This is a genomic window from Halomonas saccharevitans (assembly GCF_900116405.1).
Taxonomy (GTDB): Bacteria; Pseudomonadota; Gammaproteobacteria; order Pseudomonadales; family Halomonadaceae; genus Halomonas; species Halomonas saccharevitans.
The window spans coordinates 48,477-72,088 of sequence record NZ_FPAQ01000010.1 but is presented as its reverse complement, the minus strand read 5'-3'; the positions used below and the strand labels follow the sequence as shown (position 1 = coordinate 72,088).

23 protein-coding genes are annotated in these 23,612 nt (G+C 70.3%); 1 reads left to right on the top strand and 22 read right to left on the bottom strand.

Annotated features, from left to right (window positions below; all coding sequences use genetic code 11):
* Nucleotides 1-45: 45 nt before the first annotated feature.
* From ilvD to BM388_RS06565, 14 genes are all read right to left on the bottom strand, one after another.
* Nucleotides 46-1,890, bottom strand: a complete 1,845-nt coding sequence (gene ilvD / locus BM388_RS06630) for a dihydroxy-acid dehydratase (protein ID WP_089848432.1) — start codon at nt 1,888-1,890, stop codon at nt 46-48.
* A gap of 134 nt (nt 1,891-2,024) precedes the next feature.
* Nucleotides 2,025-2,678, bottom strand: a complete 654-nt coding sequence (locus BM388_RS06625; protein WP_089848430.1) for a thiamine ABC transporter ATP-binding protein — start codon at nt 2,676-2,678, stop codon at nt 2,025-2,027.
* Nucleotides 2,662-4,365 (bottom strand): thiamine/thiamine pyrophosphate ABC transporter permease, encoded by a 1,704-nt coding sequence (thiP, locus tag BM388_RS06620; RefSeq protein WP_175535050.1) that lies wholly within the window; start codon nt 4,363-4,365, stop codon nt 2,662-2,664. The genes BM388_RS06625 and thiP overlap by 17 nt, the downstream gene beginning before the upstream one ends.
* Nucleotides 4,341-5,348, bottom strand: a complete 1,008-nt coding sequence (thiB, locus tag BM388_RS06615; protein ID WP_089848426.1) for a thiamine ABC transporter substrate binding subunit — start codon at nt 5,346-5,348, stop codon at nt 4,341-4,343. Before thiB ends, thiP begins: the two co-directional genes overlap by 25 nt.
* Before the next feature lie 102 nt (nt 5,349-5,450).
* Nucleotides 5,451-7,883 (bottom strand): endopeptidase La, encoded by a 2,433-nt coding sequence (gene lon, locus BM388_RS06610; protein WP_089848424.1) that lies wholly within the window; start codon nt 7,881-7,883, stop codon nt 5,451-5,453.
* Nucleotides 7,884-7,960: 77 nt separating this feature from the next.
* On the bottom strand, nt 7,961-9,208 hold the full coding sequence (locus tag BM388_RS06605) for a DUF945 family protein (protein WP_089848475.1): 1,248 nt from the start codon (nt 9,206-9,208) through the stop codon (nt 7,961-7,963).
* A 75-nt stretch (nt 9,209-9,283) separates the two neighbouring features.
* Nucleotides 9,284-9,757: a phosphatidylglycerophosphatase A family protein gene (locus tag BM388_RS06600; protein WP_089848422.1), complete on the bottom strand. Its 474-nt coding sequence runs from the start codon at nt 9,755-9,757 to the stop codon at nt 9,284-9,286.
* The gene (thiL, locus tag BM388_RS06595; protein WP_089848420.1) at nt 9,754-10,713 is read right to left on the bottom strand and encodes a thiamine-phosphate kinase; all 960 of its coding nucleotides are present in this window, start codon (nt 10,711-10,713) and stop codon (nt 9,754-9,756) included. Before thiL ends, BM388_RS06600 begins: the two co-directional genes overlap by 4 nt.
* An 11-nt stretch (nt 10,714-10,724) precedes the next feature.
* Nucleotides 10,725-11,228 carry a transcription antitermination factor NusB gene (gene nusB / locus BM388_RS06590; RefSeq protein ID WP_089848418.1) on the bottom strand — a complete coding sequence of 168 codons (504 nt, stop codon included), beginning with the start codon at nt 11,226-11,228 and terminating at the stop codon, nt 10,725-10,727.
* Nucleotides 11,225-11,725, bottom strand: coding sequence for a 6,7-dimethyl-8-ribityllumazine synthase (ribH, locus tag BM388_RS06585; RefSeq protein ID WP_089848416.1), 501 nt, complete (start codon nt 11,723-11,725; stop codon nt 11,225-11,227). Before ribH ends, nusB begins: the two co-directional genes overlap by 4 nt.
* A gap of 84 nt (nt 11,726-11,809) precedes the next feature.
* Nucleotides 11,810-12,973, bottom strand: a complete 1,164-nt coding sequence (gene ribBA / locus BM388_RS06580) for a bifunctional 3,4-dihydroxy-2-butanone-4-phosphate synthase/GTP cyclohydrolase II (RefSeq protein ID WP_089848414.1) — start codon at nt 12,971-12,973, stop codon at nt 11,810-11,812.
* 315 nt (nt 12,974-13,288) lie between these two features.
* Nucleotides 13,289-14,425, bottom strand: coding sequence for a bifunctional diaminohydroxyphosphoribosylaminopyrimidine deaminase/5-amino-6-(5-phosphoribosylamino)uracil reductase RibD (gene ribD, locus BM388_RS06575; protein ID WP_089848412.1), 1,137 nt, complete (start codon nt 14,423-14,425; stop codon nt 13,289-13,291).
* Nucleotides 14,425-14,910, bottom strand: coding sequence for a transcriptional regulator NrdR (nrdR, locus tag BM388_RS06570; protein WP_089848410.1), 486 nt, complete (start codon nt 14,908-14,910; stop codon nt 14,425-14,427). The genes ribD and nrdR overlap by 1 nt, the downstream gene beginning before the upstream one ends.
* A 208-nt stretch (nt 14,911-15,118) precedes the next feature.
* Complete coding sequence (locus tag BM388_RS06565) at nt 15,119-15,616, bottom strand: copper chaperone PCu(A)C (protein ID WP_089848408.1); 498 nt, start codon at nt 15,614-15,616, stop codon at nt 15,119-15,121.
* A 242-nt stretch (nt 15,617-15,858) separates the two neighbouring features.
* Here BM388_RS06565 and dsbG point away from each other — a divergent pair, with 242 nt between their 5' ends.
* Nucleotides 15,859-16,617, top strand: coding sequence for a thiol:disulfide interchange protein DsbG (gene dsbG / locus BM388_RS06560; protein ID WP_089848406.1), 759 nt, complete (start codon nt 15,859-15,861; stop codon nt 16,615-16,617).
* Nucleotides 16,618-16,754: 137 nt separating this feature from the next.
* Here dsbG and BM388_RS06555 read toward each other — a convergent pair whose 3' ends face one another.
* From BM388_RS06555 to BM388_RS06520, 8 genes are all read right to left on the bottom strand, one after another.
* On the bottom strand, nt 16,755-17,711 hold the full coding sequence (locus BM388_RS06555; protein ID WP_089848404.1) for a c-type cytochrome: 957 nt from the start codon (nt 17,709-17,711) through the stop codon (nt 16,755-16,757).
* A complete protein-coding gene (locus tag BM388_RS06550; RefSeq protein ID WP_089848402.1) occupies nt 17,708-18,403 on the bottom strand; it encodes a c-type cytochrome in 696 nt (231 codons plus the stop codon). The genes BM388_RS06555 and BM388_RS06550 overlap by 4 nt, the downstream gene beginning before the upstream one ends.
* The gene (locus tag BM388_RS06545; RefSeq protein ID WP_089848400.1) at nt 18,400-19,785 is read right to left on the bottom strand and encodes an ATP-binding protein; all 1,386 of its coding nucleotides are present in this window, start codon (nt 19,783-19,785) and stop codon (nt 18,400-18,402) included. Before BM388_RS06545 ends, BM388_RS06550 begins: the two co-directional genes overlap by 4 nt.
* Nucleotides 19,782-20,483, bottom strand: a complete 702-nt coding sequence (locus BM388_RS06540) for a response regulator (protein WP_089848398.1) — start codon at nt 20,481-20,483, stop codon at nt 19,782-19,784. The genes BM388_RS06545 and BM388_RS06540 overlap by 4 nt, the downstream gene beginning before the upstream one ends.
* A 141-nt stretch (nt 20,484-20,624) precedes the next feature.
* Nucleotides 20,625-21,053 carry a DUF6691 family protein gene (locus tag BM388_RS06535; protein WP_175535049.1) on the bottom strand — a complete coding sequence of 143 codons (429 nt, stop codon included), beginning with the start codon at nt 21,051-21,053 and terminating at the stop codon, nt 20,625-20,627.
* A complete protein-coding gene (locus BM388_RS06530) occupies nt 21,050-21,523 on the bottom strand; it encodes a YeeE/YedE family protein (RefSeq protein WP_089848396.1) in 474 nt (157 codons plus the stop codon). The genes BM388_RS06535 and BM388_RS06530 overlap by 4 nt, the downstream gene beginning before the upstream one ends.
* A gap of 34 nt (nt 21,524-21,557) precedes the next feature.
* Nucleotides 21,558-21,749, bottom strand: coding sequence for a YgaP family membrane protein (locus BM388_RS06525; protein WP_089848394.1), 192 nt, complete (start codon nt 21,747-21,749; stop codon nt 21,558-21,560).
* Nucleotides 21,746-23,602 (bottom strand): SulP family inorganic anion transporter, encoded by a 1,857-nt coding sequence (locus tag BM388_RS06520; protein ID WP_089848392.1) that lies wholly within the window; start codon nt 23,600-23,602, stop codon nt 21,746-21,748. Before BM388_RS06520 ends, BM388_RS06525 begins: the two co-directional genes overlap by 4 nt.
* Between the last annotated feature and the right edge of the window lie 10 nt (nt 23,603-23,612).

Genomic DNA, 23,612 nt, shown 5'->3' with positions numbered 1-23,612 from the left:
GCTAGGCTGATTCCAGCCCAGTCCTTCCAGCTTAGTACTTCCAGCTTAGTCCAGCTTCGTCAGATCGCGCACCGCCCCCTTGTCGGCGGAGGTCGCCAGCAGCGCATAGGCCTTGAGGGCGGCCGACACGCGACGGGGTCGCTCGAGGCTCGGCTTCCAGGCCTCGATGCCTCGCGCCTCCTCGGCCGCCCGGCGTGACGCCAGGGTGGCGTCGTCCAGGAGCACGTCGATGGTGCGGTTGGGGATATCGATGCGGATGCGATCGCCACTCTCGACCAGCCCGATGGCGCCGCCCGCGGCCGCCTCCGGCGAGACGTGGCCGATGGAGAGCCCCGAGGTGCCGCCGGAGAAGCGCCCGTCGGTGAGCAGCGCGCACGCCTTCCCGAGCCCCTTGGACTTCAGGTAGCTGGTCGGATAGAGCATCTCCTGCATGCCCGGGCCGCCCTTGGGACCCTCGTAGCGGATCACCACCACGTCGCCCTCGCTGACCTTGTCGGCGAGGATATGCTCGACCGCCTGGTCCTGGGACTCCACCACGTGGGCGCGCCCCTCGAAGACCAGGATCGAATCATCGACGCCGGCGGTCTTCACCACGCAGCCGTCGACGGCGATGTTGCCCTTGAGCACGGCGAGGCCGCCCTGCAGGGAGAAGGCGTGCTCGAGATCGCGGATGCAGCCGGTGGCGCGATCGCCATCTAGGCTCGGCCAGCGCGCGCTCTGGGAAAAGGCGGTCTGGGTGGGAATGCCGCCGGGGCCGGCGCGGAAGAACTCCACCACCTCGGGGCTCGGCGAGCGCATGATGTCCCACTCCTCGAGCGCCGCGGCCAGGCTGTCGCCGTAGACGGTGGGCACCCGGGTATCGAGCACCCCGGCGTGGTCGAGCTCGCCGAGGATCGCCATGATGCCGCCGGCTCGGTGCACGTCCTCGATATGGTACTTCTGGGTGTTGGGCGCGACCTTGCACAGCTGCGGGACTTCGCGGGACAACCGATCGATGTCGGTCATGGTGAAGTCGACTTCGGCCTCCTGGGCCGCGGCCAGCAGGTGCAGGATGGTGTTGGTGGAGCCGCCCATGGCGATATCCAGGGTCATGGCATTGCGAAACGCCGCCTTGGAGCCGATGGCGCGAGGCAGCAGGTGCGCCTCGTCACCCTCGTAGACGCGCTTGGCCAGCTCGACGATACGGTGGCCGGCGTTCTCGAACAGCCGGCGGCGATCGGCATGGGTGGCCAGCACCGTGCCGTTGCCGGGCAGCGCCAGGCCCAGCGCCTCCATCAGGCAGTTCATGGAGTTGGCGGTGAACATGCCCGAGCAGCTGCCGCAGGTCGGGCAGGCGCTGCGCTCGACCTCGTTGAGGGTCGCCTCGTCGACGCTGTCGTCGGCGGCCATGACCATGGCATCGACCAGATCCAGGCCGTGATCCAGCAGCTTGGTCTTGCCCGCCTCCATGGGCCCGCCGGAGACGAAGATCACCGGCACGTTGAGGCGCATCGCGGCCATCAGCATCCCGGGAGTGATCTTGTCGCAGTTGGAGATGCACACCAGCGCATCGGCGCAGTGGGCATTGACCATGTACTCGACGCTATCGGCGATCAGGTCGCGGCTCGGCAGCGAATAGAGCATGCCGTCATGGCCCATGGCGATGCCGTCGTCCACGGCGATGGTGTTGAACTCCTTGGCCACCCCGCCGGCCTTCTCGATCTCCCGGGCCACCAGCTGGCCCATGTCCTTCAGGTGCACGTGGCCGGGCACGAACTGGGTGAAGGAGTTGGCCACGGCGATGATCGGCTTATGGAAGTCCTCGTCCTTCATGCCGGTGGCACGCCACAGGGCGCGAGCACCGGCCATGTTACGACCGGCAGTGGTGGTGCGGGAGCGATATTCGGGCATGGTGTCCTCTTCTCTTATCTTCATGCATGCCACCCTCGCCTCCTCGCTCGCGCGAGGAGTCCGGGGCGGTTCTCGTGTCCAGGAAAAAAAGATTCTGTCACGCGCCCGGCGCTCAGGCCAGCGCTCCGGGCCCGTTAGGCGCCGCCTAAGAGCCGGCCGCCCTCGAGCCGGGCGCGACGGTCGGCCAGCGCCTCGATGTCGTCGCGATCGTGGCTGACCAGCAGCACCGCGGCGCCCGCCGCCTTCTGGCGGCGCACCAGGTCCCAGAGACTCGCGCGGGTCGCCTCGTCGAGCCCCGAGAAGGGCTCGTCGAGCAGCAGGATCCTTGATCCGCGCAGCAGCGCCCTCAGCAGCGCCACGCGCTGGCGCTGGCCGCCGGAGAGCTCCGCCGGCAGGCGATCGTGCAGCCCCGCGAGCCCCACCTCGGCGAGTCCCTCGCGGACACGGGCCTGATGCTCGCTGGTGAGGCGCATGTCCGGCGCCAGCCCCAGACCCACGTTGAGCCACACCGGCAGCTGATCGAAGAGGTTGTGCTCCTGGAAGACGGTGGTGATGCCGCGCTCCCAGGGCGGGCGCGCCAGCAGGTCCTGGCCCTGCCAGGTGAGGCTGCCGCCGGCCGGCTCGAGAAAGCCCGCCAGCAGCCCCAGCAGGGTGCTCTTGCCAGCGCCCGACGGCCCCGCCACCGACAGGCACTCGCCGGGGGCGAGCTTAAAGCCGAAGCAGAAGTCCGGGGTCTCGCCGGGCTCAGCGCGATCGTAGTGGAAGATCAGGTCACGGCACTCGAGCATGACGCTCCTCGCGGACGAAACGGTTCCAGGGATAGCGGGGCGGGCGGCGGGTCAAAAGCCCCAGCAGCACGAATACCAGCACCACCAGCGACAGCAGCAGCAGCGCCGTGGCGGCGGCGCCCTGCCAGCGGTAGCCGCCGAGCTGCTGGTAGAGCAGCATCGGCAGGGTCGGCGCCGAGGGGCTGCCGAACAGGGCGATCACGCTGAAGTCGCCGAGCGACAGGGTCATGGCGTAGGCCAGCGCCAGCGCCAGGGGACGACGCAGTCGCGGCCAGACCAGCCAGCGCAGCCGGACCCGCCCGCGGATGCCGAACTGGTCGGCCAGGCGCTCCTCGGGGGCGGATAGTCCGGGCAGCGCCCCGCGTACCACCTGCATGGCGAAGGGCAGCGCCATGAAGGCGTTGACCAGCACCACCAGGCCATAGCCCTGCCAGCCGCTGCCGAGCGTCGGGCGCAGCAGCAGGAAGAGCCCGGTGCCAAGCACCAGGGCGGGGATCACCAGAATCAGCTGGCCGCCGCCCTCCATCGCGAGCGCCGCCACGCCGTGCCGCCGGGCCTTGAGCCAGCGACTGCCCGTGAGCAAAGACAGCGCGAGAGTCAGCGCCCCGGCCGCCGCACCGAGAGCCATGATCAGGCTGCGCGCCGCCGCGGCCCACAGGCTCGCCTGGCGAGGCAGTTCCGGCAGCCCGGCCAGGCCCGCCAGCACCACGGCGACGAGGGGCGGCAGCAGCAGTGCCGCCAGCGCGGTGAGCCAGAAGGCATCGGTGACGCGCGACACCCCCAGGGCATCGCGGCGCCGCCAGCGCCCACCGGTCGGCAGCGAGACACTGCCCACCACCAGCGAGGGCGTCCCGCCCCGGGAGAGCGCCAGCAGCCACAGCGAGAGGCAGATGGTCAGCTGGGTCAGGGCCAGCAGGGCCGCCAGCGCCAGGTCGTGATCGAACTTCAGCGCCTGATAGAGCGCCACTTCCAGGGTCGAGGAGCGCGGGCCGCCGCCGAGCGTCATGACGATGGCGAAACTGGTGAAGCAGAGCGTGAACACCAGCGCCGCGAGCCGCGGCAGCAAGGGCGCGAGGCGCGGCCACTCCAGGGTTCGCCAGAGCGCCGTGCGGGTCAGGCCCAGCTGTGAGGCGAGCCGCCAGTGCGCCGCGGGCGCCGTCTCCAGCGCCTGCAGCATAAGCCGGGCCGCGAGCGGCAGGTTATAGAAGACATGGGCCAGCACGATGCCCGAGAGGCCGTAGAGGTAACCCGACTCCGACCCGACGAGCCCCTCCCAGAGCGGCGCCGCCCAGCCGCGCCGGCCGTGCACCGCCACCAGGCCGAACAGGCCGATCAGCGTGGGCAGCACCAACGAGAGCTCCATGGCCCGCAGCAGCAGGCCGCGCCCCGGGAAGCGCGGGCGCCGCGCCAGGGCCAGCGCCACCGGCACGGCGAGTCCAACGGCGAGCAGCGTCGAGAGGGTCGCCTGCCAGAGGGTGAAGCGCAGCACCGCGGCGAGCCAGGGCTCCTGCCACAGGGCCGCCGGTTGCATGCCACGGGCCTGCCACAAGAGCGCGCCGAGGCTGCCGAGCCCCAGCCCCGCCACCGCCGTCAGGGCGGCGAGGCCGAGGCCCGGCGGCCAGCGCGAACGGCTGGCCCAGCGCAGAGAGGTAGTCGCGCCGCTCACCGGACGCTGGCGTTGAGCCACTCGCGGATCCACTCGCGACGATGCGCGCGGACCTCCTCGGGCGTGAAGGTGAGGCTCTCGGGCTCGATCAGCCGGTCGAAGACCTCGGGCCGCTCGTCACCCAGGTCGATGGCCGGGTTCATGACGTTGCCCAGCGGAATGTGGCGCTGGAAGTCCGGTTTCAGGATGAAGGCCAGAAAGTCCCGGGCCAGCTCGGGCTGCTCGGTGGTGCGCAGCATCGCCGCGGTCTCGACCTGCAGGTAGTGGCCCTCCTCGAATTCGGCGGCCTGGTAGCGGTCGGTCTCCTCCACCGCCATGTGGTAGGCCGGCGAGGTGGCATACGACAGCACCATGGGCGCCTCGCCGTTCATGAACAGCGAGAAGTAGGCCTGGCTCCAGCCGTTGGTGACGGCCAGCACCCGCTCGTTGAGCCGGGCCCAGACCTCGGGCGCCCGATCGCCGTAGAGCTTCTTGATCCACAGCATCAGCCCCTGGCCGGTAACGCTGGTGCGCGGGTCCTGGAGGATCACCTTGACGTCGTCGGGTGCCTCGAGCAGCTCGGCGAAGCTGCCCGGCGGCGTCTCGAGCTGTTCGGTGTCGTAGACGAAGGCAAAGTGCCCCCAGTCGTAGGGCAGGAAGGTCTCGTCGGTCCAGTCGATGGGCAAGTCGAGCGGCGCCAGGTCGGCCCCGTGGGGCGCCAGCAGGTCCAGCGCCCGCGCCTCGGCCATCAGGTTCATGTCCAGGCCCAGCACCAGATCCGCCCGGCTGCCCTCCCCCTCCAGGCGCAGGCGCTGGAGGATGTCGACGCCGCCGGGCAGGGCCACGAACTCCAGGTCACAGTCGCCGCAGCGCGCCTCGAAGGCCTCCTCGATGCCGGGGCCGGGGCCCCACTCGGAGACGAAGGAGTCGTAGGTGTAGACGGTCAGGGTCTCGTCGGCCTGGAGCGAGCCGGCGGCCAGCAGCGCCGCGAGCGAGGCGCCGGCGGCATGAACCTTGGAGGGCATGGGCGTTCCTTGTTGTTCGCACACTTTTTTGCAAAACCAAACGACGCACCCGCCATTATGCCATCGGCGGGTGCGTGCGGGAGGCTCGAGACGGGGTCGGCCTTAGCCGAAGACGACCTTGGCCACGTCGCGATAGCGGCCGGCGAAGTGCACCGTCAGCCCCTCCTTGAGGTAGTCGGGCAGCTCGTCGTAGTCGCGGCGATTGGCCTCGGGCAGGATCAGCTCGAAGATGTCGCTGCGCCTAGCGGCGATCACCTTCTCGCGGATGCCGCCCACCGGCAGCACCTGGCCGGTCAGGGTGAGCTCGCCGGTCATCGCCAGGGGCCGGTCGATGGCGTGATGCCGGGCCAGCGAGAGCAGCGCCGTGGCGATGGTCACGCCGGCCGAGGGGCCGTCCTTGGGCGTGGCGCCCTCCGGCACGTGCAGGTGCACGAAGGCCGAGTCGAAGAAGTCCGTATCGGCGCCGTAGTCGCCGAGGTGGCCCAGCACATAGCTGTAGGCGATGTTGGCCGACTCCTTCATGACGTCGCCGAGCTGGCCGGTGAGCTTGAAGCCGCGATCCAGGGCGTGCACCTTGCCGGCCTCCACGGAGAGGGTGGCGCCGCCCATGGACGTCCAGGCAAGCCCGGTAACCACGCCCTCGCCCTTCATCACCTGCTCCTTGCGGAAGATCGGCGGGCCGAGGTAGGTCTCGAGATTGTTGACCGAGACTCGCACCGACTGCTGGTCGCTCTCCAGGAGTTTGACCGCCGCCTTGCGCACGATGCGGTGCAGCTGCTTCTCGAGCTGGCGCACCCCGGCCTCCCGGGCGTAGCCCTCGATGACCTGGCGCAGCGCGGCGTCGGTCAGGTTGATGCGCTTCTTGGGGATCCGGTCACGCTTGAGCAGCTTAGGCCAGAGGAAGTGCTTGGCGATGGCCACCTTCTCCTCGGCGATATAGCCCGAGAGGCGAATCTGCTCCATGCGGTCGAGCAGCGCCGGGGGAAGCGAGTCCAGGGTGTTGGCGGTGCAGACGAAGAGCACCTTGGAAAGATCCAGGCGCACGTCGAGGTAGTGGTCGAGGAAGTCGACGTTCTGCTCCGGGTCGAGCACCTCGAGCAGCGCCGAGGCCGGGTCGCCCTGGAAGGACTGCCCCATCTTGTCGATCTCGTCGAGCATGATCACGGGGTTCTCGACCTCGACCTCCTTGAGGGCCTGGACCAGCTTGCCGGGCATGGCGCCGATGTAGGTGCGGCGGTGGCCCTTGATCTCGGCCTCGTCGCGCATGCCGCCCACCGAGAAGCGGTAGAACTCGCGACCCAGGGCCTCGGCGATGGAGCGCCCCACCGAGGTCTTGCCGACGCCCGGCGGGCCGACCAGCAGCAGTATCGAGCCGCCCACGTCGCCCTTGAAGGTGCCCTCGGCGAGGAACTCGACGATACGCTCCTTGACGTCGTTCAGGCCGTCGTGGTCGCGGTCGAGCACCGTGCGGGCGTGGGCCAGGTCGAGCTGGTCCTGGCTGTTGACGCCCCAGGGCATGGCGGTGAGCCAATCGAGGTAGTTGCGGGTGGTGCCGTACTCCGGCGAACCGGTCTCCAGCACCGAGAGCTTGTCGAGCTCGTCGTCGATGCGCTCCATGACCCGCTCGGGTACCACGCATCCCTCGAGGCGCGCCCGGAAGGTGTCGACGTCGTTCTCGCGATCGTCCTTGGAGATACCCAGTTCGCGCTGAATCACCTTGAGCTGCTCGCGCAGGAAGAACTCGCGCTGGCGCTCCTGCATCTGAGCGTTGACCTGCTCGCTGATCTCGCTCTGCAGCTGGGCGACGTCGATCTCCTTGCGCAGCAGCGGCAGCACCTTCTGCATGCGCTCCATCACCGGCAGGGTCGCCAGCACGTCCTGCAGCTCCGGCCCCTTGGCCGAGGTGATGGCCGCGGCGAAGTCGGTCAGCGGCCCCGGCTCGTGGGGGCTGAAGCGGTTCAGATAGTGCTTGAGCTCCTCGCCGTAGAGCGGGTTGATCGGCAGCAGCTCCTTGATGCCGTTGATCAGCGCCATGGCGTAGGCGCGGGTCTCGTCGTCCTCGGCATCCACCGGCTCGCGGGGGTAGCTCACCTCCACGAGGTAGGGCGGCTCCTTGGAGAGCCAGCGAGTGATGCGAAAGCGCCGCATGCCCTGGGCGATGAACTGGATCTGCTGATCCTCGCTCTGCAGCTTGTGGACCCGCACCGCGGTGCCGATCTCGGGGAAGTCCTCGCCGCCGAGATCCTCGACGCCGGTCTCGCCGACGAAGGCCAGCCCGACGGCACGATGCGGCGTGTCGCCGACACGGCGGATGGTCTCCTCCCAGCGCTCGCGATTGATCACCAGCGGCTGAACCTGGGCGGGGAAAAAGGGCCGGTTGTGGATCGGCAGCAGATAGATGCGCTCGGGCAGGGAATCGCTGGCGGGCACCACCGAGCGGTGGTCCTCGGCGCCGGGCAACTCGTCGTCGAAAGCGTCGTCGTCGTTGGCATGGATCCAGTCCAGGCCATCCTGCATCTCGTGGTCGTCGCTCATGCGGTCCTCGTCCTGAATCGTCGGGAAGCTTCCCGGGGCTGACTTGAGGGATGCGGGCAGCGAAGCCCGACTTCAAGTCATTGACGCCGTTCGAGGATCGGCGACAGCGGCCGGCCGTTGATCCTGACCCGCCCGCGCACCACGTCGATCGCCAGGTCGTCGGTGGCGAGCGGCAGGCCGAGCCACAGCGCCACCACCGGGGGCACCTGGTCCCAGGTCGCGTCGCCGTAGAGCCGCTCGCGCCAGCGGGCCTGCTCCTCGGGCTCGTCCAGCGCGGTCGGGTCCAGCGCTTCAAGCGCCTCGGCGTCGAAGAACAGGGCGCCGTCGCCGCGTGCATCCAGCCCCAGCATCGGGCTGTCGAGGTCGACGGCATGGAGGTCCAGCCGCGGCGAATCCGCGAGCAGGCCGAGCAGGTCGGGCTCCAGGCGCGCCAGCAGCGCCCTGCCCCCACGGTCGGTCTCGCCACGGGCCGCCTCGTCGCGCAGCGTGGCGAGCACCCGGCGCAGCGCATCGGCGTTGATCCGCGACAGCTCCACGGCGAGGCGGCCGTTGAGCAACACCTCGTCGGCCGCCATCAGGCGATCGAGGGTCAGTTCGCTCCGGATGCGCAGCTCCGCCTCGTCGAGGGTGGTGCGGCTGTGCAGCACCAGCCCGCTGGCATCCAGCGCGAGGTCCGGCTGGCGCCAGGCGAGCCCTGCCACCTTGAGCAGGTCCTGCTGGGTGAAGTGGTAGGCGTCCTCGGTGTAGGCGTAGCGGCTCTCAAGGGTGATCGGGCCGGTCTCAAGCGTGGTCGAACCATCGCTGAGCCGCCAGGGCGCGAGGTCGGCCTGCAGCCGCCAGTCCCCGTAGACCCCGCTGAAGGTGACCTCGCCGCCGCGAAACTCGAGCGCGCGCTCCTGCTGGCTGACGATGAAGGGCGCCAGTTTCAGGCGCCCTCTCAGGGTGGCCCCCAGGGTATGGTAGCGCGCCTGCCAGCGCGGCGCTGAGGAGGGCAGCAAATCGCCGAACAGCCGACGACCGTCGGCGCCGACGTAAGGCTTGAGGGTGCCGTCGATGCGGGTATTGATCACTCCGTGACGCGCCTCGTAGGGCAGCGCCAGGTGCCAGGCCCGGCCGAAACGGGGCGTCAGATGGAGGGTACCGCTGGATTCGAGCCAGCCCCGCTCGACGTCGCTGCGCTCGACCAGCAGGTCGCCCCGGGCGGCGAGATCCTCGAGGGCCCGGGCCAGTTCACGCTCGAAGAGCAGGCTGGCGATGGCCTGCGCCAGCGCCCAGGCAAGCGCCAGCCCCACCACCACCGGGACGATCAGTCGTTCCTTGCGCATCATGGCCTTCCTTGTCCGCGCCGTATCCGGGCCACTGCGGCGCGCCGCGAGTAAGGAGCCCTCGAGCGCGTCGACTCAGTGGAGCCAGAACCACAGGTGCATGGTACTCCATGCGTAGGCCGCGGCGAGGACATCGTCGATCATGATGCCGAAGCCGCCGGCGACCCGGCGATCCGCCCAGCGGATCGGCCAGGGCTTGAAGACGTCGAAGACGCGAAACACCGCGAACCCCCACAGCGCCGCCTCCCAGGAGAAGGGCACGGCGGCCATGGTCAGCCAGTAGCCGACGAACTCGTCCCAGACGATGCCGGAGTGATCGTGGACGCCCAGGTCGTGGGACGTCTTGTCGCAGAGCCAGATGCCCCACAGGAAGGTCACCGCCACCAGGCCCAGGTACCAGCCCAGCGGCAGCTCGGACATCAGCCAGTAGAAGGGGATGGCGGCCAGGGTGCCGAAGGTGCCGGGGGCGAAGGGTACGGTGCCACTGCCCAGGCCAAAGGCCAGGAAGTGCACCGGGCGTCGCCAGACGCTGGCAGGAGCCTGGTTCATGAGGTACCGCCCGTCGAAAAGTGCTGCCAGCCGCGCTCGCCATTGAGGGCCACGCCGCGAATGCCCGGCGTCTCGACCAGCCGGCCGATCTCGGTCAGCGCCAGGCCCCGCTCGGCCAGTCGGCCATGCGCCGTGGCGAAATGCTCCGGCGGCAGGGCCACCAGCAGCTCGTAGTCGTCGCCGCCGTGAAGCCCTGCCGCCAGGGCGTCCCGCTCGCCGAGCGCGGCCACCAGCCCCTCGGCCAGCGGCAGCGCCTCTGGCGTCAGTTCGGCGCCGACGCCGGAGCACTCGAGCACGTGACCCAGGTCGGCCAGCAGGCCGTCGGAGACGTCGATGGCGGCGCTCGCCAGGCCACGCAGGGCGTGACCCGCCGCGAGACGCGGCAGCGGATGCAGGTAGCGGACGAGCAGCGGATGGGCGAGATCCCGCTCGCCGCGCTGCCACAGGGCCAACCCACCGGCACCGCCGCCCAGCGCTCCGGTGACCGCCAGCACGTCGCCCGACCGCGCGCCGCTGCGGGTCAGCGCCTGCTCGGGCGGCACCTCCCCCATCACCGTCACGCCGATGGAAAGCTCGCCGCGGGTGACGTCGCCGCCCACCAGGGCGGTGTCGGTGGCGTCGCAGAGCGCATGGAAGCCGCGGGCGAAATCCGCCAGCCAGGGGCCGTCGTCCGCTGCCGGCAGGGTCAGCGACATCAGGCACCAGCGGGCGCGGGCGCCCATGGCGGCGAGATCACTCAGGCTGACCGCCAGCGCCCGGTGACCGATCGCCGCGGCCGGGGCCGCCTCGGGGAAGTGGATCCCGGCGACCGACGTATCGACGCTGACCGCCAGCCGCTCGCCCGGGGTCGGCGCCAGCAGCGTGCAGTCGTCACCCACGCCCAGGCTCACGCCGGCTTCCGGGCCGGGCGGGTCGGGCGTGAAGTAGCGGGTGATGAGTTCGAATTCGCTGTGCATCGGGCAGGCCTTCAGCGGCGGCGAGCGGTGACCTCGGCGGACCGCAGCCGCCCGGCAAGCTTGTCGAGGATGCCGTTGACGTACTTGTGTCCGTCCGTGGCCCCGAAGGACTTGGCGAGTTCGACACCCTCGGTGATCACCGCGCGGTACGGCACCTCGGGGCGCTTGGAGAGCTCGTAGGCGCCCAGGCGCAGGATCGCAAGCTCAATGGGATCGAGATCCTCGAGGCGGCGATCGAGCAGCGGCGCGATGGAGGCATCGAGGGCCTGGCGGTCGCGGGCCACGTTGTGCAGCAGCTCATGGAAGAGCGCCAGGTCGGCGATCTCCATGACCTTGTGCCAGTTCTCGTGATCCTCGAGGTCGTCATCGGCCACCTGGCTGCGGAACTCCGCCTCCACGGCGGTGATCGACTTGCCGGTCATCTGCCACTGGTAGAGACCCTGGACGGCCAGCTCACGGGCCGCATGGCGCGACTGCTGCGCCTTCGAGGGCGCCCGCGTCCGCTCGCCGCTCATGCCTCACCCCCGGCGTCGGCATCGTCGCCGAAGCAGCGCAGCAGCGAGACCATCTCCATGGCCGCCATGGCCGCCTCGGCGCCCTTGTTGCCGGCCTTGGTGCCGGCGCGCTCGATGGCCTGTTCGATGGACTCCACGGTCAGTACGCCGTTGGCCACGGGGGTGTCGAACTCGAGCTGCAGGTTGCCCATGGCGGTGTTGCAGCCGCCGGCCACGTACTCGAAGTGAGGGGTGCCGCCGCGAATCACCGCGCCCAGGGCGAGCACCGCGTCGGGGCGGGCTACCTGCAGCACGCGCTTGATCGCCAGCGGCAGTTCCCAGGCACCGGGCACGTGGACGATGTCGATGTTCTCGCTATCCACGCCGTGGCGCACCAGGCTGTCCACGGCGCCCTCGACCAGGCTATCCACCACGTGATGGTTGAAGCGGCCGACGACGATCACGTAGCGGCCGTCGACGTCGACGAAGCTGCCTTCGACTTGGGAAATCGGTTGCATGGTTCTGTGTCCTGAAAGATCCGGTGCTAAAGGGTCCGGAGGCATGGCCGCAGCCATGCCGTCATGATGAAGGCGGGCGCGGCGTCAATCGTCGCGCTGTTCGCTGGGCACGGGCTCGCCGGGTTCCAGGCGCTCCACCACCTCGAGGTCGAAGCCGGAGAGGGCGGAGAACTTCCAGGGCGAGCTCAGCAGGCGCATCTTGCCGACGCCCAGGTGCCGCAGAATCTGCGAGCCAGTGCCGATGGTCAGGTAGTTACCGGCGCCGTCGGAATCGCTGGTGCGCGGCGCTCGACGGCGCTCGAGGAACACCTCGAGCAGGTCGTGAAGGTCCTGGTGCGGGCGGCCATCGTCGAGCAGCACGAAGACGCCGTGCTCGGCGTCGGCTACTTCGGCCAGCGCCTGCTGGGCGGTCCAGCTCGGCCGGTCGCCCTTCTGCAGGGCCAGCAGGTCGCGCATCACGTTGGCCAGGTGCACGCGCACCGTGGTCAGGGCCTCGGGATGCGGGTGCCCCTTGACCAGCGCCAGGTGATGGGCGCCCTGGATGCTGTCGCGGAAGACGTGCAGGTTGAGCTCGCCGAAGGCGGTCTCGACCGGGCTCGACTCCACCGGCTGCACGGTCTGCTCGTTGTGGATGCGATAGTGGATCAGGTCGGCGATGGTGCCCATCTTCAGGCCGTGCTCGACGGCGAAGCGCTCGAGCTCGGCGCGACGCGCCATGCTGCCGTCCTCGTTCATCACCTCGCAGATCACGCCGCTGGGATCGAGCCCGGCCAGCGCCGAGAGGTCGCAGGCCGCCTCGGTGTGGCCGGCGCGGCGCAGCACGCCGCCGGGCTCGGCCATCAGCGGGAAGATGTGGCCGGGCTGGACGATGTCGCCGGCCTTGGCGTCGCGGGCGACCGCCGCACGCACGGTGCGCGCGCGGTCGGCGGCGGAGATGCCGGTGGTCACCCCCTCGGCGGCCTCGATGGAGAGGGTGAACTTGGTCCCGAAGCCGGAGCCGTTGTCGCGCACCATCAGCGGCAGCTGGAGACGCTCGCAGCGCTCGCGGGTCATCGGCAGGCAGATCAGCCCCCTGGCGTGGCGCGCCATGAAGTTGATGTGCTCGGCCTCGACCTTCTCGGCGGCCATGATGATGTCGCCTTCGTTCTCGCGATCCTCGTCATCCATCAGGATGACCATCTTGCCCTGACGAATGTCCTCGACCAGTTCTTCGATAGGGGCCAGGCCCCCGGATGAGGAGTGCACCATGGAGTCTCCATTGATTCAGCGTGGTGGCCGTCGCGGTCCCGCGACGATCGGGTCGCCCTCCGGCGTCGCCACCTCGAAACCGCGTCAGGGTACCGTGGCGCGTCGGTGGGCGCCAGTAGATAGCAGCCGTGGCGAGTCGACGAGCGCCAGTATGGCCTAGGCGGCAGCGACGACCGAGCCGCTCGAGGCTATGCCGACAACAGGCTTCGAGGGGGCGCTGTGAATACCTCCCTGTACGCTACCTCGGCCGTCCCTGGTCCTCGGACCCCCTCTACGCCCTGCTCTCGGCGCCTCTCGCTTGGTAATTCTGCGGCGTTAGGTGCGACGCCTAGGCCTTGCGGTGATGCGCCAGTCCTGACCCACGGCACGGATGTCGAGGATCTCGAGGCCCTTCTGCTGAGCCATCAGCGACAGACCCGGCAGCGCGAAGAGCGGGCGCGCCTCGCCGCCGAGCAGGGTCGGCGCGACGAACAGCTGCATCTCGTCGATCAGGTTCGCCTCGAGCACGGCGCCGGCGAGCGTCGCCCCGGTCTCGAGCAGCACCTCGTTGGCCTGCTCCGCCTCGGCCAGGTGATGCAGCAGGGCGTCGAGGTCGACCCGGCCGTCATGGCCCGCCGGCATCGCCACCACCTCGGCGCCGGCCTCTTCGAGCCGCTCGCGCCGTTCGGCGTCGTGCTCGGCGAGGGTCGCCACCAGGGTGCGGCCGGGCTCGCGCAGGCAGGCCGCCGCCAGGGGCAGGCGCAGGCGCGAATCCACCACCACGCGCAGCGGCTGGCGGGCGGCGATCACCTCGCCATCGGGCAGCGCCAGCTGTTCGGCACGCACGGTTAGCCGGGCGTTGTCGAAGATGATTGATTCGACCCCGGTCAGCACGACGCTGGATCGCGCGCGCAGGCGCTGGACCTCGCGACGCGCCTGGGGGCCGGTGATCCACTGAGACTCGCCGGAGCGCATGGCGGTGCGGCCATCCAGGCTCATGGCCATCTTCAGGCGCACGAAGGGCCGGCCGTGGGACATGCGCATCACGAAGCCGGGATTGAGTGCCAGCGCCTCGTCCTCCAGCACACCCACCTCGACCTCGATGCCGGCGTCGCGCAGCAGGGCGATGCCCCGGCCGGCCACCTGGGGATTGGGGTCCTGCATGGCCACCATGACGCGCGCCACCCCGGCCTCGACCAGCGCCAGGGCGCAGGGGCCGGTGCGCCCCTGATGGGAGCAGGGCTCCAGGGTCACATAGGCGGTCGCACCACGGGCGGCCTCCCCCGCCGCCCGCAGGGCATGGACCTCGGCGTGGGGGTCGCCGGCCCGCTCGTGCCAGCCCTCACCGACCACCCGCTCGCCCTTGACCAGCACGCAGCCCACCCGGGGGTTGGGGTCGGTGGTGTAGCGGCCACGCTCGGCCAGTTTCAGGGCGCGCGCCATCCAGGTCTCGGCCAGGGTCGGTTCGGTCATCAGCGCCCTCCGGCAGGGTCGTCGGGAAAGCCGGGCTCCTGGGCCAGGCGATCGATCTCGGCGCGGAACTCATCGATGTCCTGGAAGCGGCGGTAGACCGAGGCGAAGCGGATATAGGCGATCTGATCGAGGCGCTTGAGGGCCTGCATGACCTCCTCGCCGATGTCCCGGGCATGGATCTCGCGCTCGCCGCGGGCCCGCAGGTGCTGGCGGATACGCTCCACGGCCGCCTCGATCGACTCGGCGCTGACCGGACGCTTCTCCAGGGCACGCAGCATGCCGGCGCGTAGCTTGCCCTGATCGAACACCTCGCGGGTGCCGTCGGACTTGATCACCCGCGGCATCACGAGCTCGGCGGTCTCGTAGGTGGTGAAGCGCTCGCTGCAGGCGGCGCACTGCCGACGCCGCCGAACCTGGTCGCCCTCGGCCACCAGGCGGGAATCGGTCACGCGCGTGTCGTTGGCGCCACAGAAGGGGCAATGCATAGGGGGAAACCCGACGTCGATAAGAGGCTGTCGCCGCATTGTAACGGTTCACGGGCAGAGCGCCCAGCGCTCCACCACGGGCGGGGCCCGGGGTCATGCACCCCGGAACGCGACGACGGCGAAGCGCCCTCACGACGCCTCAGGCGGATGGCCCGGATCCGCTCCACACGGCGATCAGGCGCCGCTCGACGGGGCGATAGTGACCCCGTCAGTGGCCCGAGTGGGCGCCCTTCTCGCCCCCCTTCATCTCCATCGGCTGCACCCGCTGGACCGGCGCCTCCAAGGTCAGGGACTCGCCGCTATCAAGGGTCAGGGTCAGCTCGACGCGCTCGCCCTCGGCCGGGGTCGCCGCCAGCTCGAACATCATCAGGTGCCAGCCTCCCGGCGCCAGCCGCACGGTCTCGCCGGCAGGCAGCGGAATCGCCTCGACCCGACGCATCTGCATCACGCCGTCGACCATTACGTGGTTGTGCAGCTCCAGGTGGCCGGCCAGCGGCGAGGCGCCCCCGACCAGCGCCAGGTCCGTCTCGCCCGGGTTGGTCAGCGTCATGAAGGCGGCGGTGGTGGGCGAGCCGGGCGGCACGGCGCGCACGTGCGCGTCCTCGACGCTGAGGGAGTCGGCCTGGGCGGCGGCGGCAAGCAGCGACAGGGAGAGCGGCAAGGAGAGAAGAGAGCGCAGCAACAACGGACGGGCGGAAAGGCGCATGGCGATGGACTCCAGCAGTCAGAAAACGGCAGTCGGGTCAGGCAACGACCCTATCCTGCCATGGCGCCGCCGGCGAGCGGGATGCGGCATCTCGCCCCGCCTGACGACCACACGATTAATTCACGGCTAATGCCGGCGTGTCAGGATGGGAACTTCGGGGGCCCGGCGCGAGTCCCCTCGTCAGCCCCAACGACATGCCCTCACGACATCATTCGAAGACAGCGCTTCACAAGGACATCGCGATGCGAACCCTCTCCCTGACGATCGGCCTGCTTTCCCTGACCGCCGCCACGACGCTTTCCGCCGACACCTCCTGGCCGGCCCCGATCCAGGCCCTGGTGGACGAGGGCCTGGAGGTCCATGCCCGCTTCGAGGCGCCGGGGGGCCTCGACGGCTTCGCCGCCAGCCACCGCGGCCGCGAGATGGCCGTCTACCTCACCCCGGACGGCGAGCACGCGGTGGTCGGCACCCTGATCGACGCCCAGGGCGAGGATCTCTCCGCCGCTCCGCTGGACAAGCACGTGCGCAGCGCCCAGGAGGCCGAGGTGTGGCAGGCGCTCGAGCAGAGCCATTGGATCGCCGATGGCGACCCGGACGCCGAGCGCATCCTCTACACCTTCACCGACCCCAACTGCCCCTACTGCGAGCGCTTCCACGCCCAGAGCCGTCCCTGGGTGGAGGCCGGCCGGGTGCAGCTGCGCCATATCATGGTCGGCATCCTGAAAAGCGACAGCCCCGCCAAGGCCGCCGCCCTGCTGGGCGCCGACGACCCCGCCCGGGCGCTACAGGCGCATCAGCAGAGCGACAGCGGCATCGAGGCCGCCGCGCAGCCGCGCGAGATCGAGGAGCAGGTGCGGGCCAACAACCAGCGCTTCGAGGGCCTGGGGCTGATGGCCACCCCGACCACCTACTATCGCCGCGACGACGGCCGCCTGGAGCAGGTGCAGGGCGCCCCCCAGGAAGACCGTCTGATCGAGATGATGGGCTCGCCGCGCCCCTGATCGGCGTCTCTAGCCCCTACTGCACTGGACGCAACGGGCCCCTGCTCTCTTAGACACAACGGGCCCCTGCTCCCTCAGACACAACGGGCCCCGCTACCATGGCAGCGGGGCCCGCTACGTTCGCGCGGTGGCTGGGTTCAGCCGTCGAGGGGCCGCGGGTTCTCGCCGAAGTCGGCGTGGTCGCCCAGGCGATGGCCGTCGATCTCGTCCCCGTAGTAGCCGTGGTGGTTATGGAAGGTCGCGTCGGTCTCCTCCAGGGTCTCCAGGGTGCGGCGACGCGGATCCTGGGGGCGCTCGTGGCTGTTGATGAATGCCGCCACGTCCCAGGCCTGCTGGTCGCTGAGCGAGTAGGGCTTGCCCAGCGGCATGTTGGCCTTAATGAAGTTGGCCGCGGTATTCACCCGGTGCATGCCGGCGCCCCAGTTATAGGCGCCGTCGCCCCACAGCGGCGGGAAGACCTGCCGCTCACCGACCTTCTGGCCCTGGCCCTCGTCGCCGTGGCAGACCGCGCACTGCGCGGCATAGACCTCGGCGCCCCGCGCGCGGTCGGGCGCCTGCTCGGCCTCCTCGAGCTTGGGATAGCCGCGGCCGGGCAGCGACTCATTGATCGGCGCGCCGGTCGACATCCAGTGCAGGTAGGTCTGCATGGCCACCAGCGGCTCGCTACCGGTCGGCGGCGGCGTGCCGTTCATGGAGTAGGTAAAGCAGCCCTGGATCCGCTCGGCCAGGGTGTTCACCTTGTCGTTCTTGCCACGATAGGCCGGGTAGACGCCGAAGGAGGCCCACATCGGCGCGGAGTTGGCCAAGCGGCCGGCGTCGAGGTGGCAGTTGGCGCAGTTCTGCTCGTTGAAGACGTACTCGCCGCGCAGCGACTGGGTGTTGAGGAAGAGATCGCGCCCCTGGCGCACCATGTCGCCGTACTGGTTATCGGGCAGGTCGCGCTCGTGGGGCGGCGTAAAGGTCACCTCGCCCTCGGGGGCCTCGGGTAGCGGAATCTGATAGTCGCGCTCGACGCCCTCATCCTGGGCCAGGGCGGCCGGCGAGAGGGCCAGGGTCGCGACCAGGGTCGCCGCTCGGGATATGCGCAGGCTCATGGGGCGTCCTCCTCGGATGACGGGGCGTCTCGCTCGGCGAGCGTTGCCGGCAGCGTGGCGTAGTAGTCGGCGATCATCGCGATCTGCGCCTCGTCGAGGCGCTCGGCGATGCCCACCATCAACTGGTTGGGGTCGTTGTGCCGCGAGCCGTCGCGCCAGGCCTCGAGCTGGGCCGCGAGGTAACCGGCATGCTGGCCGGCCAGGGGCGGGAAGACATCGCCCACGCCCTGGCCGCTGGGGCCGTGGCACTGGTTGCAGGCCGGGATCATGGCGTCCTCGGCCCAGTCGCCGCGATGGGCCAGCCACTCGGCGGCGTCCTCGGGATCGGCGGGTTGATACGCCGTGGGCAGCGTCGGCCAGGCCGTCATCTCGGCGTAGTAGGCCGAGACGTCGGCGATCTGCTGATCATCGAGCATGTTGGCGAACGGCATCATGGTGGCGCTCTCGCGGCGCCCCGCCTTGATGTCGTGCAGCTGCTTCTCGATGTAGGCCGCCGGCAGCCCCGCCAGGCGCGGCCATGACTCGCCGTTCGGATTGTCCATGCCCATGCCGTCGGCCTGGTGGCAGGCCACACAGACCCCGGCCGCCTGCTGGCCGCGCTCGGCGTCGCCCTCCAGGGCCTGGGCCTGCCCTGCCGCCAGGCCAAGGCCCAGCAGCAGGCCGAGGCCGCTCGTGATTCTTTTGGTCGTCATCTCGGGTTCCCCTCGTCATTGTCGTTGATCCCCTGCAGGGACTCTGATCGGGCCGGCGGCACCGGTCCCGTCGTCAGCGGCAGGGTCAGCCGGGCCTCGAGCCCGCCCCCCTCGGGGCTAGCGAAGGCCAGCCGGCCGCCGAAGCGCTCGGCGATGGCGGCCACGATGGCAAGCCCCAGGCCGCTGCCCTGCTGGGGACTCGCCCGCCAGAAGCGTCGGGGCAGCTGCTCGAGCTGGCCCTCCTCGACCCCGGGGCCGTGATCCCTGACGCCGAAGGTCAGCGCCCCGCCCGTCTCGTCGAGCCGGCTCGTGACCGCCACCGGGCTACCCTCGGGCCCGTGGCGCAGCGCATTGTCCACCAGGTTGCGCAGCGCCGTGATGGCCAGTTCCCGCGGCACCGCGAGCTCGCCCTCGGGCAGGGAGCCGGGCTGCGTCAAACGCGCCTGCTCGCTTGTCCGGGCGTCCCGCAGGGCCAGCTCCACCACGTCGGCGGCGCGGCTGACCTCGCCGTCCTCGAAATGCACCCGCCCCTCGACCCGCGCCAGCATCAACAGCTGGTCCAGGGTGCGGGAGAGCCGCGCCACGCCCTCCTCGGCATGATCCAGCGCCCGGCGCGCCGCCTCGCCCTCAACGCGCTGCGCCACCTGGAGGTGGGTCTTGATGGCCGTGAGCGGCGTGCGCAGCTCATGCGCCGCGTCGTTAGTGAAGCGCTGTTCGCGGACGATGGCCTGCTGGATGCGCGCCAGCAGGGCATTGAGCGCGTCCACCAGCGGCCGAATCTCGTCCGGCACGCCGTGGGTCGCCACCGGCGCCAGGGCATCCGGATGGCGTCGCGCCAGGGCGTCGCGCAGCCGCTCCAGCGGCTTGAGCCCTCTCACAACGCCGATCCACAGCGCCAGCAGGCTACCCGCCAGCGCCACCACGAAGGGCACCACCGCCACCTGCAGCACGTTGGCCATCAGCAGGTCGCGCTCGTCCATGCGATCGGCGGTGGTGATGGTCAGCCCGTTGCGCTCATAGGTGAACACCCGCCAGGTCACGCCCCCCTCCTCGCGATAGGCGTGCCCAGGCGCGCTGGCCTTCAGGATCTCCTGCATGTCGGTATGGGTGCGCGCCAGGATCTCGCCCCGGGGCGAATGCACCTGGCAGGCCAGCCCCTCGATGGGGGGAATCGAGAGCGCCCGCCGATCGGCCTGTTCCCAGACCTCGACCGGCAGCTGCGCCATCAGCCCCGAGACCATTCGCGCCGACTGGGCCAGACGCTGGTCCAGGGTCGCCTCCACCTGCTGGTAGAGATCGCGCATCAGCCAGGCGGCGGCGAGCCCCCACAGCAGCAGCAGCGTGGCCCCCAAGGTCAACACCAGGCGCGTGCGCAGGCTCATGGGCGATCCGTCCCGGGGCGCCGCGGCGCCTCGACCGCCGCGGGCTCGCCGAGTCGGTACCCCAGCCCGCGCACCGTCTCGATCACCCGGCTGCCGAGCTTGCGGCGCAGATGGTGGATGTGGACGTTGAGCGCGTTGCTCTCCACCTCCTCGTTCATGCCGTAGAGGCTGTCCTTGAGCTGCTCGGCGCTGAGCACGCTGCGTGGCGCCTGGAGGAAGGCCTCCAGCAGCACCAGCTCGCGGCGCGATAGCGCCACCGGCCATCCGGCCACCGTCACCTCCCGGGAGACGGGATCGAGACACAGCGCGCCGTGTTCGACCAGCGCCCGGGAGCGTCCGGCGGCGCGGCGCAGCAGCGCCTGCAGGCGCGCCACCAGCTCGTCGAGGTCGAAGGGCTTGACCAGATAGTCGTCGGCGCCGACGTGCAGCCCCTCGATGCGATCGCTCACCGCGTCGCGCGCGGTGAGGATCAGCACCGGGACATCGATGCCGGCCGCCCGCCACTCCTCGAGCAGCGTCATGCCGTCGCCATCGGGCAGGCCGCGATCAAGGATCACCACGTCGCTTGAGACCGTCTCCATGACCGAGCGGGCCTCACCGATGGAGCCCACGGTGTCGACGACGAAGTCGTAGACGCCGAGCCCGGCCTGGATGCCCGACGCTACCAGGGCGTCATCCTCGATGAGCAGTACGTGCATGACAGGAATCCTCGTGAACTGCGACATCTTGTCACCGGACCATTAAGCGGGCGTTAAGCCACGCCGGCCGGGCATGCCGTCCATTGGTCGATATCGCGCCTCCCCCGGGGTGAGAGAGGCTCGGGAGAGAGGGCGAGGCGATCAGCTCCGGGCGGGGATCGCCCGCGCCAGGAACCAGCCGAGCACCATCGCCAGCAGCATGGCGGCAAGCGGCGCGGAGAGCCCGGCGAAGGAGGCGAAGGCCGGCCCCGGGCAGTAGCCTGAGAGCCCCCAGCCGATGCCGAACAGGGCGGCGCCGCCGATCAGTCGGCCGTCCAGATCGGTGCGCGTGGGCAGCTGGAAGCGCTCGCCCAGCAGCGGGTGGGGGCGGCGCAGCACCAGACGGTAGCCGATGAAGTTGGTGATCACGGCGCCGCCCAGCACGAACATCAGGGTCGGGTCCCAGGCGCCGGCGAGATCCAGGAAGCCGAGGACCCGGGCCGGGTCGGTCATGCCGGAGACGGCGAGGCCGAGGCCGAAGAGCAGCCCGGCGACGTAGCCCATGAGCGTTTTCTGGGTCTCGGTCTTCATGCTCCACCTCCGATCACGTGGCGCACCACGAAGACGGTGACGATCGCCGCCACCAGGAAGATGACGGTGGCCGCCAGGGAGCGAGGCGATAGCCGCGCCAGGCCACAGACGCCGTGACCGCTGGTGCAGCCGCTGCCGAGGCCGGTGCCGAGCCCCACCAGAAGCCCCGCGGCGAGCATCAGCGGCACGCCGCCGGCGGGCGCGCCGATCACCTCGCCGGTCACGTCGACCCCGCCCCCGGCGACATTGCCCAGGCCGCCGCCCAGCATCATCAGCACGACCGGGCCGCTGATCAGCCCCAGCAGGAAGGCCAGCCGCCAGGCGCTGTCGCCCCGCGGGCGCTGGGTGATCAGGGTGCCGAGGATACCGCTGATGCCGGCGATGCGGCCCAGGGTCGCCATCAGCCAGGTGGCCGACAGGCCGATCAGGATCCCCCCGATCAGCCCCTGCAGGCTTGCCATCCCATCCACGTGTCAGCTCCTCCAGTACGCGTCGGTTGATCGTTCACTTCTGCCGCTTGCAGGTGCTGATGCCCAGCAGGCGATAGGCGGGGCAGGTATTGAGCAGGCCGGTGACCAGCGGCAGCAGGCCGATAAAGCCCCAGGCGCCGACCTGTCCGGTGATGGCCAGGCCGATCAGCACGGCGCCGATGATGATACGGGCGAGCTTGTCGATACCGCCGACATTCTGGGTCATGGTGAGTCTCCTCGATGTGCGTGAAAACGCCCGTCAACGGGGGCATTTTCCATGATGGGGCCAAGCCCCGGGTCGGATGGGCGTGGCGAGGCAGCGTCGTGGAGCCCTGCCCCGCCGCAGGCTGCCTGAGACGTCTCGGCCGTGGCCTGCTCATGCAGCGCGCGCCAGGCGTCGAAGGTACTGAGGAAGACACGGCCGGTCAGTGCCCGGCAGAAGACAGTGTGCTCCAGGCGGTCCATTACCGGTCCCTTGACCTCGGCAAGGTGCAGGGCGACGTCGGCGTCCTTCAAGCGGGCATTGATCGCCTCCAAGCTCTCCAGCGCCGAGGCGTCGATCACGTTGACCGCCTGGCAGGCCAGCACGATATGCGCCAGCCCCGGCTGGCGGGCCGCCAGTTCCATGACCGTATCCTCGAGGTAGCGCGCGTTAGCGAAGTAGAGGCTCTCGTCGACCCGCAGGATCGCCAGCCGCTCGTCGGTCTCGACCGCGTGACGCTGCACGTTGCGAAAGTGCTCGCTGCCCGGCACCCGACCCACCACGGCGCTGTGGGGGCGGCTGGTGCGATAGAGATGCAGGCCCAGCGACAGCCCCACCCCCACCAGGATGCCGCTCTCCACCCCGTGGACCAGGGTCAGCACCAGGGTGGCGAGCATGGCCGCGCCGTCAGCCCGGGAGTAGTCCCAGGTGCGCTTGATCGCGGGCAGATCGATCAGGGTGCCCACCGCGACGATGATGGTGGCGGCCAGGGTCGCCTTGGGCAGGAACGACAGCGGCGTGGTGAGAGTCAGGGTCGCCACGGCGATGCCCACCGCGGTGAAGGCGCCGGCGAGCGGCGTGGCGGCGCCGGCCTCGAAGTTGACCACCGAGCGCGAGAAGCCGCCGGAGACCGGCGAGCCGCCGCTTGTGCCCGCGCCGAGATTAGCCAGCCCCAGCGCGATCAGCTCCCGGTTGGGATCGATGCGCTGGCGGCGCTTGGCGGCCAGCGTCTGGGCCACCGAGACCGACTCCACGAAGCCCACCAGGCTGATCAGCACCGCCGCAGGAAGTAGCGTCGACCAGAGTTCGGGCTGAAGGCTCGGCAGCGCCAGCGTCGGCAGGCCGCTCGGCACCTCGCCAACCAGGGCCACGCCCCGTTCGCCGAGCCCCAGCCCCCAGGCCAGCAGGGTAGTGACGATCACCGCCGAGACCGGCGCCGCCTTGGCGAGGAGCTCCGCGGCCGTGGCCGACACTCCCAGGCGCACCAGTCCGCTCTTGAGGTGGCGCCGGCAGATCAGCAGGTACGCCCAGACGCCCAGGCCGATCGCCAGGGTGATGGCGTTGGTCTCTTTGATCCCCGCGATCAACGCCGCGCCCATCTCGACCAGGTTGTGGCCGGACGCCTCCACGCCGAGCACGTGGCGCAGCTGACTGGCGGCGATCAGGATGCCCGAGGCGGTGACGAAGCCCGAGATCACCGGGTGGCTCAGGAAGTTGGCCAGAAACCCCAGGCGCAAGAGGCCCATGCCCACCAGCACCAGCCCGGAGAGCGCGGCCAGCACCAGGGCCGCCCCAACGTACTCGGCGCTGCCCGGCGGCGCGATGCCGGAGAGCGCCGAGGCGGTCATCAATGAGGCCACGGCCACCGGCCCCACCGCCAGGGTGGCGCTGGTGCCGAAGAGGGCGTAGAGCACCAGCGGCAGCATGCTGGCGTAGAGCCCCACCTCCGGGGGCAGCCCGGCCAGCAGGGCGTAGGCCAGCGCCTGGGGCACCAGCATCAGCGTCACGATCAGCGCCGCCAGCAGGTCGCTGGCGAGCGCATCACGCCGATAGCCATGCAGCCAGCCGAACAGGGGAATCCAGCGAGAAGGAGTCATGGGCGTCTCG

Coding starts and splice junctions, on each gene's coding strand:
- ilvD (WP_089848432.1), bottom strand. CDS start 1,890: ATGCCCGAATATCGCTCCCGCACCACCACTGCCGGTCGTAACATGGCC.
- BM388_RS06625 (WP_089848430.1), bottom strand. CDS start 2,678: ATGCTCGAGTGCCGTGACCTGATCTTCCACTACGATCGCGCTGAGCCC.
- thiB (WP_089848426.1), bottom strand. CDS start 5,348: ATGCCCTCCAAGGTTCATGCCGCCGGCGCCTCGCTCGCGGCGCTGCTG.
- lon (WP_089848424.1), bottom strand. CDS start 7,883: ATGAGCGACGACCACGAGATGCAGGATGGCCTGGACTGGATCCATGCC.
- BM388_RS06605 (WP_089848475.1), bottom strand. CDS start 9,208: ATGCGCAAGGAACGACTGATCGTCCCGGTGGTGGTGGGGCTGGCGCTT.
- BM388_RS06600 (WP_089848422.1), bottom strand. CDS start 9,757: ATGAACCAGGCTCCTGCCAGCGTCTGGCGACGCCCGGTGCACTTCCTG.
- thiL (WP_089848420.1), bottom strand. CDS start 10,713: ATGCACAGCGAATTCGAACTCATCACCCGCTACTTCACGCCCGACCCG.
- nusB (WP_089848418.1), bottom strand. CDS start 11,228: ATGAGCGGCGAGCGGACGCGGGCGCCCTCGAAGGCGCAGCAGTCGCGC.
- ribH (WP_089848416.1), bottom strand. CDS start 11,725: ATGCAACCGATTTCCCAAGTCGAAGGCAGCTTCGTCGACGTCGACGGC.
- ribBA (WP_089848414.1), bottom strand. CDS start 12,973: ATGGTGCACTCCTCATCCGGGGGCCTGGCCCCTATCGAAGAACTGGTC.
- ribD (WP_089848412.1), bottom strand. CDS start 14,425: ATGACCGAACCGACCCTGGCCGAGACCTGGATGGCGCGCGCCCTGAAA.
- nrdR (WP_089848410.1), bottom strand. CDS start 14,910: ATGCATTGCCCCTTCTGTGGCGCCAACGACACGCGCGTGACCGATTCC.
- BM388_RS06565 (WP_089848408.1), bottom strand. CDS start 15,616: ATGCGCCTTTCCGCCCGTCCGTTGTTGCTGCGCTCTCTTCTCTCCTTG.
- dsbG (WP_089848406.1), top strand. CDS start 15,859: ATGCGAACCCTCTCCCTGACGATCGGCCTGCTTTCCCTGACCGCCGCC.
- BM388_RS06555 (WP_089848404.1), bottom strand. CDS start 17,711: ATGAGCCTGCGCATATCCCGAGCGGCGACCCTGGTCGCGACCCTGGCC.
- BM388_RS06550 (WP_089848402.1), bottom strand. CDS start 18,403: ATGACGACCAAAAGAATCACGAGCGGCCTCGGCCTGCTGCTGGGCCTT.
- BM388_RS06545 (WP_089848400.1), bottom strand. CDS start 19,785: ATGAGCCTGCGCACGCGCCTGGTGTTGACCTTGGGGGCCACGCTGCTG.
- BM388_RS06540 (WP_089848398.1), bottom strand. CDS start 20,483: ATGCACGTACTGCTCATCGAGGATGACGCCCTGGTAGCGTCGGGCATC.
- BM388_RS06535 (WP_175535049.1), bottom strand. CDS start 21,053: ATGAAGACCGAGACCCAGAAAACGCTCATGGGCTACGTCGCCGGGCTG.
- BM388_RS06525 (WP_089848394.1), bottom strand. CDS start 21,749: ATGACCCAGAATGTCGGCGGTATCGACAAGCTCGCCCGTATCATCATC.
- BM388_RS06520 (WP_089848392.1), bottom strand. CDS start 23,602: ATGACTCCTTCTCGCTGGATTCCCCTGTTCGGCTGGCTGCATGGCTAT.